16 protein-coding genes are annotated in these 17,519 nt (G+C 56.7%); 4 read left to right on the forward strand and 12 right to left on the reverse strand.

What is annotated here, in order from left to right; all coding sequences use genetic code 11:
- The first annotated feature begins 37 nt into the window (after window positions 1-37).
- A complete protein-coding gene (locus tag RBB44_RS11115) occupies window positions 38-1,462 on the forward strand; it encodes a M20 family metallopeptidase (protein WP_306147446.1) in 1,425 nt (474 codons plus the stop codon).
- A 198-nt stretch (window positions 1,463-1,660) separates the two neighbouring features.
- On the opposite strand, the gene phnE is transcribed toward RBB44_RS11115, so the two are convergent.
- The 3 genes from phnE to RBB44_RS11130 form a co-directional block, all read right to left on the reverse strand.
- Window positions 1,661-2,461 (reverse strand): phosphonate ABC transporter, permease protein PhnE, encoded by an 801-nt coding sequence (gene phnE, locus RBB44_RS11120; RefSeq protein WP_306147447.1) that lies wholly within the window; start codon window positions 2,459-2,461, stop codon window positions 1,661-1,663.
- Window positions 2,458-3,234 (reverse strand): phosphonate ABC transporter ATP-binding protein, encoded by a 777-nt coding sequence (locus RBB44_RS11125; RefSeq protein ID WP_306147448.1) that lies wholly within the window; start codon window positions 3,232-3,234, stop codon window positions 2,458-2,460. The genes phnE and RBB44_RS11125 overlap by 4 nt, the downstream gene beginning before the upstream one ends.
- Before the next feature lie 104 nt (window positions 3,235-3,338).
- Window positions 3,339-4,190, reverse strand: a complete 852-nt coding sequence (locus RBB44_RS11130; protein ID WP_209174482.1) for a PhnD/SsuA/transferrin family substrate-binding protein — start codon at window positions 4,188-4,190, stop codon at window positions 3,339-3,341.
- 123 nt (window positions 4,191-4,313) lie between these two features.
- Here RBB44_RS11130 and RBB44_RS11135 point away from each other — a divergent pair, with 123 nt between their 5' ends.
- Window positions 4,314-5,459, forward strand: a complete 1,146-nt coding sequence (locus RBB44_RS11135) for an alpha-D-ribose 1-methylphosphonate 5-triphosphate diphosphatase (protein ID WP_306147449.1) — start codon at window positions 4,314-4,316, stop codon at window positions 5,457-5,459.
- A 1-nt stretch (window position 5,460) separates the two neighbouring features.
- Window positions 5,461-6,237, forward strand: coding sequence for a phosphonate metabolism transcriptional regulator PhnF (gene phnF / locus RBB44_RS11140; RefSeq protein ID WP_306147450.1), 777 nt, complete (start codon window positions 5,461-5,463; stop codon window positions 6,235-6,237).
- 56 nt (window positions 6,238-6,293) lie between these two features.
- Here the strand turns inward: phnF and RBB44_RS11145 are convergent, their stop codons facing one another.
- The 9 genes from RBB44_RS11145 to RBB44_RS11185 all read right to left on the reverse strand — a co-directional run bounded on the left by RBB44_RS11145 (window position 6,294) and on the right by RBB44_RS11185 (window position 16,594).
- Entirely contained in the window at window positions 6,294-8,195 is a 1,902-nt protein-coding gene (locus RBB44_RS11145; protein WP_306147451.1) for a beta-galactosidase, read from the reverse strand.
- Between the two features lie 8 nt (window positions 8,196-8,203).
- Window positions 8,204-9,046 (reverse strand): SMP-30/gluconolactonase/LRE family protein, encoded by an 843-nt coding sequence (locus RBB44_RS11150; protein WP_306147452.1) that lies wholly within the window; start codon window positions 9,044-9,046, stop codon window positions 8,204-8,206.
- 4 nt (window positions 9,047-9,050) lie between these two features.
- Entirely contained in the window at window positions 9,051-9,665 is a 615-nt protein-coding gene (locus tag RBB44_RS11155) for a 2-dehydro-3-deoxy-6-phosphogalactonate aldolase (RefSeq protein WP_306147453.1), read from the reverse strand.
- Entirely contained in the window at window positions 9,662-10,582 is a 921-nt protein-coding gene (locus RBB44_RS11160) for a 2-dehydro-3-deoxygalactonokinase (RefSeq protein ID WP_306147454.1), read from the reverse strand. The genes RBB44_RS11155 and RBB44_RS11160 overlap by 4 nt, the downstream gene beginning before the upstream one ends.
- The gene (locus tag RBB44_RS11165; protein WP_306147455.1) at window positions 10,579-11,343 is read right to left on the reverse strand and encodes an SDR family NAD(P)-dependent oxidoreductase; all 765 of its coding nucleotides are present in this window, start codon (window positions 11,341-11,343) and stop codon (window positions 10,579-10,581) included. Before RBB44_RS11165 ends, RBB44_RS11160 begins: the two co-directional genes overlap by 4 nt.
- Before the next feature lie 46 nt (window positions 11,344-11,389).
- Window positions 11,390-13,471 carry an alpha-galactosidase gene (locus RBB44_RS11170; RefSeq protein WP_306147456.1) on the reverse strand — a complete coding sequence of 694 codons (2,082 nt, stop codon included), beginning with the start codon at window positions 13,469-13,471 and terminating at the stop codon, window positions 11,390-11,392.
- Window positions 13,468-14,316 carry a carbohydrate ABC transporter permease gene (locus tag RBB44_RS11175; protein ID WP_306147457.1) on the reverse strand — a complete coding sequence of 283 codons (849 nt, stop codon included), beginning with the start codon at window positions 14,314-14,316 and terminating at the stop codon, window positions 13,468-13,470. Before RBB44_RS11175 ends, RBB44_RS11170 begins: the two co-directional genes overlap by 4 nt.
- Window position 14,317: 1 nt before the next feature.
- Window positions 14,318-15,229, reverse strand: a complete 912-nt coding sequence (locus tag RBB44_RS11180; protein WP_306147458.1) for a carbohydrate ABC transporter permease — start codon at window positions 15,227-15,229, stop codon at window positions 14,318-14,320.
- Window positions 15,230-15,331: 102 nt separating this feature from the next.
- On the reverse strand, window positions 15,332-16,594 hold the full coding sequence (locus tag RBB44_RS11185; protein ID WP_306147459.1) for an ABC transporter substrate-binding protein: 1,263 nt from the start codon (window positions 16,592-16,594) through the stop codon (window positions 15,332-15,334).
- Window positions 16,595-16,714: 120 nt separating this feature from the next.
- On the opposite strand from RBB44_RS11185, the gene RBB44_RS11190 reads away from it, so the two are divergent.
- Entirely contained in the window at window positions 16,715-17,494 is a 780-nt protein-coding gene (locus RBB44_RS11190) for an IclR family transcriptional regulator (RefSeq protein WP_306147460.1), read from the forward strand.
- Window positions 17,495-17,519: the final 25 nt, after the last annotated feature.

The following is a 17,519-nucleotide window of genomic DNA, read 5'->3' on the forward strand; positions in this document are numbered from 1 at the left end:
GCGCGACGGGGTCCTGCTGACCTTTTGGGAGGACAAAATGAAAAATACGGATCGCGTGTGGGATTTGGTCGACAGCCGCCGGGAGGACTACATCGGCCTCTCCGACCGTGTCTTTGACCTGCCGGAAATTGCTTATACCGAATTCAAGTCCGTTGCTGAGCATAAGAAAATGCTTGAACAGGAAGGGTTCAAGATCACCGAAGGTGTCGCCGGCATTCCAACGGCGATCATGGGCGAAGCAGGCGACGAAGGTCCGGTCATTGCCATTTTGGGCGAGTTCGACGCCCTTCCCGAACTTGGTCAGGTTGCTGGTGTTGCCGAACATCAGCCGGTCGAGGCTGGCGGTCCCGGGCATGGGTGCGGGCACAATCTTCTCGGCTCTGCAGCTTTGATGGCAGCGTCCGCTGTGAAAGATTACCTGACAGAACGCGGGCTCAAAGGGCGTGTACGTTATTACGGGTGCCCCGCCGAAGAAGGCGGCGCGGCCAAGACCTTCATGGTTCGCGAAGGCCTGTTCGACGACGTCGATGCAGCAATCTCATGGCATCCGGCTACCTTCACCGGGGTCAACGAAGCCAAGTCCCTTGCAAACACGCGGATCGATTTCACTTTCCATGGCCGCGCGGCTCATGCGGCCGGTGCCCCTGAACTTGGCCGCAGCGCTCTCGATGCAATCGAACTCATGAATGTGGGCGTAAATTACATGCGCGAACACATGCCGGACGATGCCCGGGTACATTACGCCTATCTCGATGCCGGCGGGATTGCGCCGAACGTCGTCCAGTCCAAGGCAACCGTGCGGCAGCTGGTTCGGGCGCGGAACCTTAAGGAACTGCGCGACCTGATCGGGCGGGTGCGCAAAATTGCCGAAGGTGCAGCGCTTATGACCGAGACAACGGTCGAGAGCAGTGTCGTTAGCGGTGTCTCCAATCTGCTTGGCAACCGCCCTTTGGAAGAAACCATGCAGCGCAATCTGGACCGCTTGGGCGCCCCTAATTTCGATGAAACGGACCGCATCTTTGCAAACAAGATCCGTGAGACGCTCAGTGAGGACAATATCAACGTCTCGTTCCGCCGCATTGGGGCAGAAGTTGATCCAGATCTCGCGCTGTGTGATTTCGTTGCCCCGCTGGATCGCCAAAGCGAGGGCGGGGAAGGTTCAACCGATGTTGGCGATGTCAGCTGGGCTGTGCCGACCGTTCAAGCCCGCGTTGCCACCTGTGCAGTTGGCACTCCGTTCCACACATGGCAGCTGACCGCACAAGGAAAGGCACCGGCTGCACACAAGGGCATGGTCCACGCTGCAAAGATCATGGCAGGCACGGCCGTCGATCTCTTTGAGGACGCTGGCGTTTTGAGCCAGGCCATTGACGCACACAAGGCGACGCTGGCCAAAGACCCCTATGCCTGCCCAATCCCGGATGAGGTTGGACCTCCGCTGAAAGCCATGAGCAATCAGTAGGTCCAAACAGACACTCTGTAAGCGCTGGTCGGCAATTGTCTTGCTTCTATGCGAAACACATCCGGCCAGCGGCAATCAAAAAACCGTTGGGACAGAACATCCTCACTAGATGGAGTCCCTAGCAGCAGGTTCATGTTTCCGAGCAGTTTGCGCTTGGCATCGAATAGGATTTGGAATGCCCCTGAAGACAAAGCAGATCTATTGCAATTTGCTGCGCAGCCAGTCGGTTATGAATTCCATCACGAGCACGATCACGAAGATCACCATGATAATCGCGGACGCATTCTTGTACTGGAAGAGATCGAAGGCCGCCTTCAATTCCTGACCGATCCCACCAGCACCGACAAGACCGAGAACAACGGACGACCGGACAGCTTTTTCCAACGCAAACAGGGCTGTGTTGATCATTGATGGTGCGGCATCCGGCAATATTCCACCCATAAGGATAGACACCTTGTTGGCCCCGATCGCTGCGAGCGCTTCTTGCGGCTCCTTGTCGGCGTCTTCCATGGCTTCCGCGAAAAACCGGCCACAAAACCCGATTGTGTCGACAACGATGGTCATGGTGCCCGCAACGGCCCCAAGCCCGACAGTCACTACAAACAAAAGCGCCCAAACCAGATCGGGGATGGTCCGAAGTAGAGAAATGATAGCTTTTACCAGCCAGGATGCCGGACCGATGGGAGACACTTTTTTCGCAGCCAGCCACCCAATCGGAAGACTGAGAGCAATCCCGATCGCGGCACCCGCCAAGGCAATTTGAAATGTCTCGACGAGGCGCATTCCAACCCGCGTCAGGAAATTGGCGTCCGTGTTGGGCGGCCACATACGGTCAAGCAGGTTGATCATACTCGGCAACCCATCCGCCAATTGGCCGACGGATGGCGCAACGGAGTTGATGGAACTCAGAACAATCGCGGCAACAACAAGGATCAGTACGAAATTGATCGATGACATTCCCGAAAAACGGGACCGGAGGTCCGGGGACACGCCACTCATTGGAATGTGTCCCGAAGATCTTGGTCAGAGACTTCGCGCGAGGCCTTGTCGAACAGGATCTGCCCATTCTTCAGAGCGACGATACGATCGGAATAAGCCGCAGCGTGTTCCATGTCGTGGCTGGTGAAGAGCAAGGTAATCCCGTGCGCCTGAGCAAGTTCCGAAAATAGGCGCATGACCTCGGTGCCAGATACTGGATCAAGGCTGGCGGCTGGCTCATCGGCAATAATCAGCCGTGGCCCACGCACGATTGCGCGCGCAATTGCGACGCGCTGTTGCTGCCCTCCTGACAACGCATCGGCCCGGCTCCGCGCCCTGTCGGCCAGATTAACATCCTCAAGCGCAGACATGGCCTTCGCACGCCACCTAGAAGGCGCTGTCGCCTGAGTGAAAGCGCGCCAACTGCCAGGCAAACCCAGCATGCCGTGGACAACATTGCTTAAAACCGAGTGCCGTTTCACCAGACAGTGTTTTTGAAAAACAAAACCTGTCTGCTTGCGCAATTGTGCGCGCTGTGCAGCGGTCGGCATGGAGCCAAAGGTTTCACCCAGTGTCTGGACTGATCCCTCGTTGACAGCATGCAGCCCGATAAGGCACTTCAACAAAGTCGATTTGCCGCTGCCATTGGAGCCGATCAATGCGACACGCTCGCCGTGGCGGATGGTCAAGTTGACGCCCTTCAGGACCGGAAACTGGCCATTCTTGTACTGTTTCTTAAGTGCCGACGTTGCAATCGCAACATCTTTGGTATCGGCGAGAGGCGTGTGAAGCACCGCGCGGTCCTCAGGATTCTTCGTGTCAATTTTCGGTGCAAGACACAGCGACAGCACCGGAAAGGAGCGCGATCACCCGCGCTCCCGGCATCTTCAGGAGGAGGTTAGTCACCAACGAATGAAGAGGTGTCGACACCAATGGTCTGGTACATGTCGCGAACGTAGTTGTAGTTCTCATCGTTCACGCCGGTCAGGAAGAAGCCACCACCATACTTTTGGTTGTCTTCGCCCTTCAGAACAGCAGCCATCAGCGCTCCGCTGTTTTCCAGAAACGCAGTCTTGATTTTTTCCAAAGCATCACGATCCATGTCCGGGCGAGCGACCAGAATGTCGTTCGGAAGATCACGGCCCCGGGCAATGACCTTGAAAGCTTCGCCAGGAAACGCGTCGCGAATGCGGCGCAAGTGGCTGTCGTTCATGCCAACAGCCTGCACATCGCCGCGGATCAGAGCTTCGATGGCCACGTTCCGGGAAATAATCTGCGGCGTGTAATCGGTGCCGTAAGCAAGACCGAAGTCAGCGAGAACCTGCGCCGGGCCAAGGTGCTGAGATGTTGAGCCGACACTACCGAAAGTCACGGTCTTGCCCTTGAGGTCCTGTGGCCCGTCAATCTCACCTTCTGCCATCACCACGATCTGGGCGAAGTAGTTTGGGCGCTGCCAAGCAACCACGATTTCCGCGTTGGTCAGTTCTTTCATTACGACATATTCAGCCGGACCTGTCAGAACCAGATCGACCTTATTCTGGTTCATCGACTCAACGGCGGACGTGCGGGAGCTGACCGGAAACAGTTCGATGTCCAAACCCGTTGTGTCTTCCAGAGCCTTTTCAAAGGCAGAAAATTCCTGCTGCAGGGCTTCCAGGCCTTCGATGTCGGTGACCGCAAACCGAACAGGTTCAGCGGCAACAGGGAGCGCGAAAATCATTGCAGCTGCAGCAATGGCAGAACGAAGCATGTTGAATTCTCCAATGGCTATTCCTGTGTACACAGGAGTGTCATACAGCCTCCCTATAGATCTCCGTCGATAACGGTTTCATGACGCAGCCGCACCATTCTTGAAATAATCGAGGGTTCAAAATTGACTTCCATAAGTATTTTCGGCGGTGACGCTCTGAAAAATAATGAATTCATTTATGAGCCGGTTAACATTCACTCAGGCGTTTTCGTTGATTCATCAAAGAGATTTAGCGAAACAATTGACGCAGCGGACTGCTATATCCTCCCGGGCATCATAGATGTACACGGGGATGCTTTTGAGAGGTCAATACAACCGCGCCCGAATGTCGACTTCCCGCTTCCAATTGCGCTGGCGGATGTTGACCGGCAATTGATCTCCAATGGCATTACCACCGCTTATCATGGGCTGACTGTTTCCTGGGAACCGGGCTTGCGCAGCTATGAGGCTGCCGCCGATTTCCGAATGCACCTGAAAGCCCTGCGGACGACGTTTGCCTCAGACATGCATCTGAACATCCGGTGGGAAACCTTTGCACTGAACCATGTCCAGGACATGATTGACTGGGTTCAGGACAACCCCAAGTCCGTTCTGTCACTCAACGATCACACGACCGCCTATCTCGACCTGCCGAAAACCTCATCGAAGATCAGCCGGATGGCCGGCAGATCCGGCCTTTCAGAAGACCAGTGCAAGACCCTGATCAACCAGGTATGGGAACGGCGAAACGAGGTCCCAGCTGCGATCGAAACCATCTGCGCAGGAGCTCGGGATGCGGGCTGCTCCGTCTTCGCACATGACGAGCTAACCCCGGAAACCCGCACGGAACACCGCCGTCTGGGCGTCTCCGTGTCCGAGTTCCCTATGACCATTGCAACCGCCAAAAGCGCGGCCGAAGAAGGTGAACACGTGGTTTTGGGCGCTCCCAATATCGTACGCGGCGGCTCCCAGAACAACGCCATCGACGCAAGGGAGAGTGTGGCGTCCGGCCACTGCACCGTTCTGGCTTCGGACTACTATTACCCAGCTCCATTGGCAGCTGCGTTCAAACTGGTTGATGACGGTGTTCTTCCGCTGGAGAAGGCATGGAACCTCATCTCCAAAAACGCAGCGGCGGCGGCAAAACTGGCAGATCGCGGCGAGATAGCAGAAGGCATGCGGGCGGATTGCATTCTGGTGGACAAAAAGACCCGCAGAATCCGGATGGTGATTGCCAACGGCCAGGTGAAATATACCTTCAATTCAGGAAATCAATGCCACCAGGTGTGATGTGACCGATCTGGAATTGTTTCGAACTCTCGCGCGCGAACCCTATCAAGCCAAAGGCGAAAAAGCCATCTGGCTGCAGATATGTGACCGTCTTCAGTTCGCATATGAAAATGGCGAGCTGGCACCCGGCATAAAGCTTCCCGGAGAAATTCATCTCGCCGAAGTCTTTCAAGTCAGCCGGATCACCATCCGCCGGGCGCTCTCCAAGTTGCAGCAGGAAGGTCATCTTCACGCCAGAAAAGGTGTTGGCGTCTTTGTCCGTCAGAGACCTGAACGGTATGAAGTTGAAAGCAACATGAGGTTTGCCGACGGTTTCAAGGTCGCCCGCGATCGGGTGACCACCGAGACATTGCACCTCACACGCGGCGATGTTTCGTTTGAAGGCGGAGTTGCCCTTGCACTGCCAGCCGGAACCCAAGTTATTCAGTTGCTCAGGCGCCGCATTTTGGATGGCGAGCCGATTTATCTGACCGCCAAAGAGTTCCCGGCAGCCAGGTTTCCGGACTTCGAAGCCGTCTACAACGAAACAGGTTCCGTTACAGAGGTCTACAAAACGCACGGTGTCGAACGCTACGAGCGCGCCGAAACAAGAATTGCGGGCGGATTTGCAACGGCGCGGCAAGCGGATGGGCTGAACCTCAGTCCGCGCACGCCCGTTTTGGAAGTGATTGCGATCAATTGCGATCCAACCGGCACACCAATCGAATACAATGCTGGCTGCTGGCCACTCTCTAGCGTCGAAATTGTGTTTCCAGGCGCGGCACCCACCAAGGCTTGATTGTATTGGCAATCTCTCGACGGTTGGGTTAGCGATCGGCTGCCATCTTTAGTTTGCTAGAGTTTTTCAAACAGAACCCCTGCAGCCGCGATTGGACCGGCCGGCGTTTCAGCAGCCTTTGAACCATAGTTGGTCCAGATCCGCACGCCTTCGATATCGCGGCACCGGACGCCATCTTTCAAATCGAAGGTCGGTATGTCCGCCTTTGCGCAAAGGTGCTCAAAAAGCCGGCGCCAGGCCGCATCATCACACCATCCGCCAACGTATGTGAGATAATCGGAGCTGACAGCAGCCGGTTCCCCGGTTTCCAGTTCGAACAACGCTTCGGCAGCACTTTCCAGTTCCTCGCGGTACCCGGTAAAGACCCCGCCCCCCTTGAGGGGCATTGGCATGTCCGGACGCAGGCTTTCGACCCGTGCAACGGTGACATCCAGACCCGGCATGTCCGGCGGCAGGGGAACCGGTATGACCATATCCGCATCTCGTGCGGCTGTCCGGGGACCGAGAACCACTTCCGCGTCACACTCTGCAAGGGCGGTCTTCAGATCGTTCGGCATGGTGATCATGCCGGGCACGGCGATGATTGTGTAGCCGCTGAAGTCGCGGGTTTCAGGACGCAAAATATCTATGGAGAGCCCGAGCTTGCGCAGTGCCTTGTAGGCGTCGAACACCAGCTGGAAGTAGCTGAGTCCGGCACCATGCGGCTGGGTGGCCCAGGCAAAGTCGGCGTCATAGTCGAAGATCAGGGCAACCGGCGCTTGGCGCACAGACACATCCGGTGCGGCCCGCAATTCGTTAGCGACCTGCCGGGCCTCGATCAGTGCGGGAGCATCGGCATTGTCCGGCCGCAACATGCCGGCGTGCATCTGCTCCTGGGCAAACGGGGCCTGCCGCCAGCGGAAATAACAGACAGCTTCCGCCCCATGGGCGTAGGCCTCCCAGGCCCAAAGCCGCATCATGCCCGGCAGCGGTGCCGGATTGTAAGGCGCCCAGTTGACCGGTCCCGGCTGCTGTTCCATGACCCACCATCGGCCCTTGCCCACGGCGCGGTAAAGGTCGTGATGGAAAGCCTGAAAGTCGGGATCTCCCTGACGGGCATAGGTGCGCTGATGCTCGTCCGATACCCCGACCCGGTCCTCAAGGAACCCGAGCGGGTAACTGTCCCAGGTGGCGATTTCCAGATCGTCACCCACCTTGAAGTGATCGAAATCCGTGATCCTGCCCATGTAGTTGTGGCTGATCGGAGCATCGGAATTCGCCCGGATGATCTCAACCTGCCGCTTGTTGAAACTGACCACTTGGTCCGACGAAAACCGCCGGAACGCGAGCGCATGAGACGGGTTCGGCTCGGTTACTGTCAGGTTCGGCAGATCAATCTCGGCAAAGGTGCGGTACTCCATGGACCAAAAGACATTGCCCCAGGCGCGGTTGAGCGCACCGATGGTGCCATAACGTTGTTCCAGCCACACCCGGAATGCATCACGGGCAGCGGCGGAATAGGAAATCGTGGTGTCGTGACAGCCGTATTCATTGTCGGTTTGCCAGGCCGCGACATGCGGATTGCGGCCATAGCGCTCGGCAATTAGTGTGACGATGCGGTCGCTTTCGGCCCGGAAGGCCTCATGGGAAAAGCAATAGTGACGCCGGGAGCCGAACCTGCGCGGCTTGCCGCTTGCGTCAATGGCGGTCATGTCCGGATGCTTGTCGACAACCCAGCGTGGCGGTGTTGCGGTCGGTGTACCCAGGACAACTTTCAGGCCGGCGGTTCCGAGTGTGTCGATGGCCCGGTCCAGCCAGTCGAACTGAAGGTCCTCCGGCGTGGGCTCCAGCCGCGACCAGGCAAATTCACCGATGCGAACCCACGTCAGCCCGGCATCCTTCATCCGGCGGGCATCGGCCTCCCAGATTTCCTCGGGCCAGTGTTCCGGATAATAACATGTGCCAAGTGTGCGTTTCATGATTTGCTCTAAAGCCGGACGCGGTGTTCCGCTTGCCCCCTGGTCGATGTCTCAGCGGCAAAGGTCTTGCCGTCGCTGTCACCAGTCAGCCCGCCTTCGGTCGCGGTTGTCGCGAACAGGGTTTGCAGACCCTCGCCACCAAAGGCCGGGCAGGAGACCTGTTCTGCCGGATATTCAATTGCCTCGACAAAGGATCCGTCCGGCGCATAGCGGGCGACCCGGTGGGCACCCCATTGGGCATTCCAGAGATATCCGTCCGCATCGACGACCGAACCGTCGGGATTCAACTCCTCGGTTCTAAGATCGACAAAGACGGTTGGCTCGCCCACCGGCCAGCCATAAGGATCGAGCATGGTTTTCTGAATTATGCCCGTTATCGTGTCGGTGAAATAGGCAGTCTCACCATCGGGGGAAAAGCAGATCGAATTGGTGATCGTCAAATCGGAATAAAGCTGACGCAACTCTCCGCGAAAGTACCGGTAGATACTGCCTGCACCAGTTTCAGCACGTTTTCCCATGGTTCCGATCCAAAACCCGCCATAGGGGTCTGCGCGGCCGTCGTTGGACCGGGTCACCGGATTGTCTGCCTCCAACGGGCACAACATCTGCTCGGCCCCGGTTTCCAGGTCGAACAGAAAGAGCTTGCTTTCACTGGCGATCACCAGGGCATGTTCACTGATCCACCCAGCGACAGAAACATGTTCCGGAAACCGCCATGAGAGTTCTTCATCGCCGCTCCGGCTCAGCAGTTTGTTGTTGAGAATGTCGAACCAAAACAACTGCTGGCGCTGAGGATGCCAGATCGGTCCTTCCCCCAAAAGGCATTGCCTATGATCGTAGATCGACGTCATGTCCCTACTCATGCGATGTTACGGCAGCATCATACGCAGTGACGATGGCCTCAGCCCGGGCTTTGATCTCATCAACCGTAAATCCCGGCTTGAACAGTGCCGTCCCAATTCCAAAACCGGTCGCGCCAGCTTTTAGCCAATGATCGAAATTGTCCGGCCCTGCTCCACCAACTGCGTAGGTCTTCGTTCCCTTCGGCAAGACGGCGCGCATGGCACCGAGACCTTCCGGCCCGATAAGCGTGGCTGGGAAAAACTTCAAACCATCAGCTCCGTTGCGGAGCGCGCTGAAACATTCTGTGGGTGTCATCACACCCGGAAAGGATGACATGCCCTCCGCCTTTGTGATGCGGATGACGTCCGGATTGCAATCCGGCGAGACGATCAATGTGCCTCCGGCGGTTTTAACCTGATGAACCTGCTCAGCTTCCAGAACAGTTCCAGCACCGATTTCAGCTCGCTCGGAATAGGCTTTCGCCATGGCCTCAATACTCTTGAGCGGCTCCGGTGAATTGAGAGGAACCTCGATCTTGGTGATGCCGGCCTCTATTAAAACCTCTGTAACCGGCAAGGCCTCAGAAGGCGTTAGTCCCCGCAGGATCGCGATGATGTGTCGGCTCATTTTGTTTCTTTCAGGTGTGCTTCATAGGCCAAGCTTAGACCCTTGACCGTATAACTTTCAGCGTCGAGCAACGCGCTCTGGTGCCCGAGGATACCAAGCGCTGCTCTATAAACTCGCGAGAGCTGATCCTTGCCCAAGATTGCTGTTGTCTTTAGATCAAACTCTGATGCGACTGCGGCAAGTTCAGCTCCGATAAGCAGACCTGAAAGGCGACCAGTCGCGGCTTCGGGAGTTTGCCCTGCAATCAGACTGGAGGCGCGAATGCCGAAGAGTTCACTTGTCAGTCGCTCAGGCGACCTGGTGATCTCTTTGACTGCAGCCTCAAAGCTTGTGTCGCAAAATCCATCCTGCGCCAGGCTATGCTGCAGGACGGACTTCTCTTTCAAAAGGGCGAAGACTTCGCCCGTCATACACGTGCGAAACCTGGTGATGGTCCCCTCCTCCAATACCACCCACTTGGTATGGGTCCCAGGCAGGCAGATCAGACCGGTAAATGAGGGATGGTCAGACAGAAACCCGGCAATCTGGGTTTCTTCGCCGCGCATCACATCTGCCGGTGCCATCTGTTTGATGCCTGGAAGGATATAGACCGAGAGCCGTGGATCGACCGGCTCCACGATTGTCGCGTTGCTGACACCGGGAGGCGCGCAAGGTGTCTCCCTATAAGGCGCTTCCCGCCAACCTTGCCGCGACCCGGCCATACCGCAAATTATGACCGGAATTGTTCGGTTCTCGGGCAAGCACTCGCAGATCAGCTCCAGAAGAGCGCCTTCAAAGTCTTCCGGCGCGAGTGTACTCATTCCTCTGGCCGACGCTTTGTGCAAAACCGTATGATTTGCAGCGTCGAGCGCCCAAATCCGCAGATTGGTCGTTCCCCAATCAGCGGCGATCCAGGCAATGTCATCCTCTCCACTCATCCGGTTACCACAACCCCGCCATCGACTACGAGAGATTGACCGGTCATTGCCTTGCTGGCTTTTGAGGCAAGGAACAGCACCGGGTCGACCATGTCTTCAGGCACCAACTCCTCCTTGAGGCACTGGCGATCGATATGAGCAGCAAGGCCTTCCGGCGTTACCCACATATCCTTTTGCTTTTGGGTGAGAACCCAGCCGGGAGCTACAGCATTGACGCGAATACGGTCCGGGCCAAACTCCCGCGCCAGGCTCCGGGTCAATCCGTTGATGCCGGAGTTGGCTGTGGTATAGGCCGGGTATCCAGCGTTGCCCATCATGTAGGAAATCGATGTGAAATTGATGATCGATCCGCCGCCCGCTGCTCGCATGCCGTCGACGACGTGCTGGCACGCAAAGAAATAGGCCTTCAGGTTGATCGCCTGGGACCAATCCCAAAAGTCCTCATCAACCTCTTCCGTGGTGTGGCGCTTGTCATTGGCCGCGTTGTTGACAAGGACCGAGATCGGCCCGTTCGCCTTCACGGCCGCATCCATTGAGGCCTTGAGCGCACTCATGTCGGTGATATCGCACGGCAAAAACACCGGCCGGTTGCCATGTTTTTCTTCCATTTCATCGCAAAAAGCAGTCGCATCGGACCGCTGCACGAAGGCGACCTTGGCCCCTTGCGCCAAGAAACCATCCGTCAGAGAGGCGCCGATGCCGGACCCACCGCCGGTGATGAAAACCGAGCTGTCTTTGAGATCCGGAAAATTCGCGTACATCAGTGGGTCCTCTGTGTTTGTGGCTCGAAATGCCAAAGTGATTTGCTCAATTTGGCAGACGCTGGCCTACGATGACCCAGAGTGTCTCTGGGAACCGCCAGGGCAGTGTCAGACCGTGCGACATCAAATACCGACCGCTGACCGTGAGATCTTGATGCTTCAAGAGCGGCGAGCCGCGGGACAAGCCGGGCGCCTCGTCGCGGTTTGCCAGCGTTATCGTGTAAACTGCATCTGGGTCCAGACCCGTCAAACGGATCGGATGCGGCAGGATCTGGTCGGAAGGCCGGATCAGGGCGGCGAAAGCTGCAAACCGGTCCCCGGTTTCCGCCACCTGTATCTCCGCGATGATTGCCGGATCGGTCGTATCGAGACGCAGGATGTCCGCCTCCATCAACCAGTCCCGGTTGGCCTTCCACCAGTCGGTTACGGCCTTCAACGTCCGTGCTTCGTCATCGGTCAGCTCGCGTGGGTCCATTTCAAAACCCATGTGCCGCTGGGCTGCGGTCCAGGCACGCATCGACATGCCGATCACACGGCCGGAAGTGTGACAGTGGCGCGGGCCGACATGTGATCCGGTCACGGACGCTGGCAGGAAATGCGCTGCATCGTGCTGAATACGTTGACGCTCCAGAGCGTCGTTGCTGTCGGATAGCCAGACCCGCTGCGTGCGTTCCAAAATGCCAAAATCGATCCGGCCTCCGCCGGACGAGCAGCTCTCAAATTCAACATTCGGGAAGGCCGTGCGCAGCTGATCTAACAGGGCGTAAACACCCTCAGTCTGTGCCGCATCGACAACGGGCAGAACCCGGTTGTGATCCCATTTGACATAGCCAACGGCATGGCTGCCAAGAACTGCCGACATCTGGTCAAAGAGATATCTGCGAACGTCCTGCCGGCCCATGTCGAGCACGAGCTGCTGGCGGCCGCGTGTCTGGTCTTCAAGTCCCAGGATCCAGTCCGGATGGGCGCGGTAGAGATCGCTGTCCTCATTGACCATTTCCGGCTCGTACCAGATGCCGAATTCCATGCCCAAAGACGTGATGTGGTCAATGAGCGGAGTGAGGCCCTCCGGGTATTTGCGCGGATCAATCGTCCAGTCCCCAAGAGAGGACGTGTCATCGTCGCGTTTGCCGAACCAGCCGTCGTCAAGAACGAAGCGTTCCGCACCAAGCTCCGCAGCCCGGTCAGCGATGGCTTTCAGCTCATCGAGTTTATGGTCGAAATAGACGGCTTCCCAACAGTTGTAGTGCACGGGGCGCGGCGTCCGCGCGTCCTTGACGATGTGCGTGCGGACATGCCGCTGAAACCGGACCGCAGCCCCATTGAAGCCATCGCCAGAGTAGGTCGCATAAAGCGGCGCTGTCTCAAACGACGTGGCCTTGCGAAGGCTGGCCGAGGCGTGTCCGAACTGGATCTGCCGCCGGCCATCCGCCAATTCCTCCGCGACCATTTTATGGCCTCCGGACCAGCCATAGTGAAAAGCATAGGCATCACCAGTGGTATTGGAGGTTCCAGAATTACACACGATCAAGCCCGGAAAATGGGCATGGTCGGTTCGGCCCGTCCGATTGTCCCGGACGCGTGCGCCGGGGGCAAACGGCAGGCGGTTGGTCAGGAATTCCGAGCACCAGCGGCCGGAAAACTCAATCATCTCGCCGGTGTACGCCGGAACCGGCAGGACAGGCGCGGCCAGCCACTCGACAACGATGCCGTCATTGCTGCGAAGATGGCTATGCAGTTTCAGGAGCGAGGTGTCAGCTGTCAGGCTGAAACCAAATGTCAGCGACAGACCGCAGACTTCATCGGAGTAAACCAGTGACAACTCTTTGTCGGACTGCTCTTCCGATTGAAAGCTGAAGCGTGGGGCCAAAACCTTCCCCGCAGCGTCTCGTGCTGTAAGCCCTGGCTGTCCAGGAAAGGTTCTTGAAGCTTCCGGGTTCAAACTGATTGGCGCATTTTCATCCACCATGCCGCCGGTCACATCCATGACCGAGGCTTCCGCCAGAACCTGCAGGTTTTCGCTCTCCGGCAGGGCCGGACCCCAGTAGACAACCTCCGGCAGACCAGCATTACGGCATGCCAGGACCAGACTCTGATGCTGGTCGCCAAGATGCCAGGTCTTAATCATTTCACGGCCCCAAGCGTCAAACCGGCGATGAAATGCTTTTGCATCATGAAGAACATGGCAACCGGGGGCAGAGCTGCGACGATGGAGCCCGCGCTCATCAGGTGATAGGCGGCCCGGTATTGGGCATTGAACGAGGTGATCCCCGCGGTGACCGGCTGGCTTTCAACGCCTTGGGTCAGCACAATCGCCCAGAAGTAATCGTTCCAAATGAAGGTGAAGATCAGCACTGAGAGCGCGGCGATAGCGGGCTTCATCAGGGGCAGGACGACAAACCAGAAGATCCGCCATTCTGCTACGCCTTCTACCCTTGCTGCTTCGATCAACTCAAACGGCAGGGCGCGGATGAAATTGCGCATGAAAAGCGTACAGAATCCGGTCTGGAAAGCGATGTGGAACAGAACCAAGCCGGTGATCGTGTTGTAGAGCCCCAACTGCAGCGTGAGATCGCGGACCGGGACCATGAGGATCTGGAACGGCACAAAGTTGCCGGCGACGAACATGAAGAAGATCCAGATGTTGGCTCTGAACTTATAGATACCGAGCGCGAAGCCGGTCATGCAGGACAGCGCGACCGCACCGATCACAGTCGGGATCGTGATCTTGAACGAGTTCAGGAGATATTGCGGCATGTCCGATCCGGTGAAAACCAGACCGTAATTAGTGAAGCCCTCAAAAGATGACGGCCAGCCCCAATAGTTGGCATTCGCAAAATCAGCGTCAGGTTTGACCGAGAAAATGGCGACGGCGATCAGGGGCAGCAGCCAGAAGATCAGCGCAAGCGGCAACAAGGTCTGATAGGTAATCTGCCAAGAGCGCGGTGTGCGTTCGATGGGTGTCGGAAACATCTCAGCGCGCCTTTTCTTCCTTGTACATCGACCATAGGAAGTAGGCGATGAACATCAGCATGATCAGGAAAAGGACAACCGCAATTGCCGCGCCATATCCCATCCGGAAACCGTATTCAGACAGGGCAACCTCGAACATGTAGAAGCTAAGCACGCGGCTTGCGCCAAACGGTCCGCCGTTGGTCATGATCGAGATCAGGTCAAAGGACCGGAGCGCACCGATAATGGTCACGACAAAGGCAATGAAGGTTGCCGGACGCAGCTGGGGAATGATGATGTACCAAAGCATCCGCCAGCCTTTGGCACCATCAAGACGCCCCGCTTCGATCTGTTCCGGGTCAACCGCATTGAGCCCCGTCAGATACAGGATCATGCAATAGGCGGTTTGCGGCCAGAGCCCGGCAACAATGATCCCGATGGTTACCCAGTTCTCATCCCCCAGAACATTGATCGGCGGGAGACCGACGGAACCGAGCAAAACGTTCAAGATGCCGAAGGTTGGGTCGTAGAACCAAGTGAAGACCAGTCCGACGACCACTTGAGAAATCACGAAGGGAAAGAAAAACAGCGACTTGTAAAGCCGGATACCAGTCACTGTCTGGTTCAAAAACAACGCAATGAAAAGGCCGGCAGGGATCGCGGCCAGATAGAGAACGAGCCAAATAACATTGTTCTTGAGGGACGTGTAAAACGCGTCATCCCAATAGAGCTCTTCGTAATTGTAAAGGCCAACGAACTCCGCTTCTCCAAGTCCATCCCACTCGTAAAGCGACAAGTTGAAGGACTGGAAGATCGGAAAGATGACGTAAAACAGGAAAAACAGGATTCCCGGGGCTAGAAAGAGCCAAGGCGTCAACTGTTGCTGGTTCCTGTGCCACCAAGATGTCTGGTGGCCGTCTGTCGTGTAGGCCATTCGGAAACTCGTTGGAAGAAATCGTCTCTGGCTCTGCCGGCTGGCAGAACAGCAGGTTAAGGCAGGGTGCCGAAACACCCTGCCCGTTTCATCAGATCGGAGTTAGTCCTTGTAGATGCGCTTGGCCGACCGGTCCAAACGGGCCAGGATCTTGTCCAAATTGTCCGGCTTGACCATGAACTCCTGCATGCCTTCCATGGCAACTTTTGCCATTTCAGCCGGAGCATCCCGATCGAAGAACTGCGCGACACCGCCTGGCGAGTTTGTCGACAGCATTTCAAATCCCTGCTCCAGGAACTTGTCCTGATCGACGGAGGATTTGGCGTTTACCGGAAGCTGCCCAAGGTTCTTACCGTCGTTGATCCATGTTTGGACGTCCGGAGACACCACATATTTCAGGAACTCGCGGGCATTTTCTTTGTTCTGCGCATTGGCCGGAATGTGAAAGGTATCGGTTGGCGCATCCTCGGCCTTTTCAATACCCGGCGTGATTTCGACAAACTGGTAGAAATCCAGCTGATCATCGGTGAGGCCAGCATCGCGCAGCGGTGCAACGGCGAAGTTGCCCATCAGGTAGGCTGCAGCATCGCCCTGAACCATGAACGGCAAAGCTTCCTGCCAGCTGTAGGTCTGGTGATTGTCGATGAAGGCGCCCATGTCGATGAGCTCGCGCCAATTGGCGAATGTCGCCCGGACCTTATCAGAATCCCACTTTTCCTTGCCCTGCAGCAGGTCCATGTGGAAATCGAAGCCATTGGTGCGCATGTTCAGGTAGTCGAACCAGCCACCGGCCGTCCAAAGGAACTTGGTGCCGATCGTGTAGCACTTTTTGCCAGCATCAATGATCTTCTGGCAGTTGGCTTTTTCCTCGTCCCAAGTGGTCGGCTCAGAAAGGCCCAGCTCGTCGAAGATGTCTTTGCGGTAGTAAACACCCCATTGATAGTAGGTGTAAGGCACACCCCACTGCTTGCCATCGATGGTCAGCGCACCTTTTGTGGATGCAAGATTTTCACCGATTTCGGTGCCGTCCCACAGATCGGAAACATCTTCGAACAGCCCAGCTTCGACATAGGGACGCATCCGGTTGGCCGCATACCAGGTCGCAACATCCGGAGCGTTCGCCGTCAGGAAGTTGCGGATCTGGGTCTTGTAAGCTTCCCGGTCAATCACTGTGGTCTCAATCTTGAGATCCGGATTGTCTGCCTGAAAATCGGCAATCATCTTTTCCATCGTCGCCCGGGGAGCCGGGTTGGATGTGTCCAGAAAGATCTTGAGATCACCGGTCAGGCCGTCAGCAAATGCGCCGCCGGTCGCCGTTGCAAAAAATGCAAGAGCCGCCGCGGACGTCTTCAACATGGAACGCATGGTTTCCTCCCTTAAGGTTCCATTATTTGAAACTTAGTTTTGTATATTGATACCTTGCGGGTGAGCGGTTACGTTGTCAACAGGCTCGGCGATAAGAAACGGGTCAGGAGGAGAGCTCACATGAACAAACACGCCACCGGAGATGGGACGGTCGGCAAAGCACTTGATGTGCTGGAGATGGTGTCAGCCAAGGGGCGGCCGGTCCGGTTCTCCGAATTGCTCAATGAAAGCCCCCTGCCCAAGGCAACGCTCTACCGGCTGCTGCAAACCCTGGTGAGCCAAGGCATGCTCTCCTACGGCGATGAGCAGCAGACCTATGCGTTGGGTATCCGCCTTGTCCGGCTTGCTCATCAGGCCTGGCGCCAAAGTTCCATTGCACCAATTGCGCGGCCCATCGTTTCCGCTTTGTCAGAGACCGTCGGTGAAACGGTGCACCTTGCGCAATTGGACAACGGGCAAGTGCTTTATGTCGATAAACGCAACGCAAAAGATCCGATCGACATGTATTCCCAAGCGGGAAAGGTCGGCCCTGGATACTGCACGGGGGTCGGCAAGGTCCTGATGGCGTTTCTCGAGCCAGGTGAACTCGATCAGGTGATCGCCAAACAATCCTTCTATCGCTACACCCCGGCAACGCTGGCCGACGAAGCCTCTCTGCGTGCTGATTTGGACACTATCCGCCAAGAGGGAATTGCTTACGACCGGGAAGAGCATGAGCCGGAAATCATCTGTATCGCAGCACCGATCTTGTCACCAAAGGGCCGTCCGATTGGCGCGCTTTCGGTGACAACATCCACCCGGCGCAAAAGCCTTGATGAATTGAACGAAGCGAAGCCTGCGCTTTTGAAGGCTGCATCTGAAATTGCCGCAGCTGTCTCGGACTGGCAGTTTCCAGGATAATTGTTCCCAGGGAGGGGAGAAGAAC

The sequence above is a fragment of the Roseibium sp. MMSF_3247 genome (genome assembly GCF_030733765.1).
Classification (GTDB): domain Bacteria; phylum Pseudomonadota; class Alphaproteobacteria; order Rhizobiales; family Stappiaceae; genus Roseibium.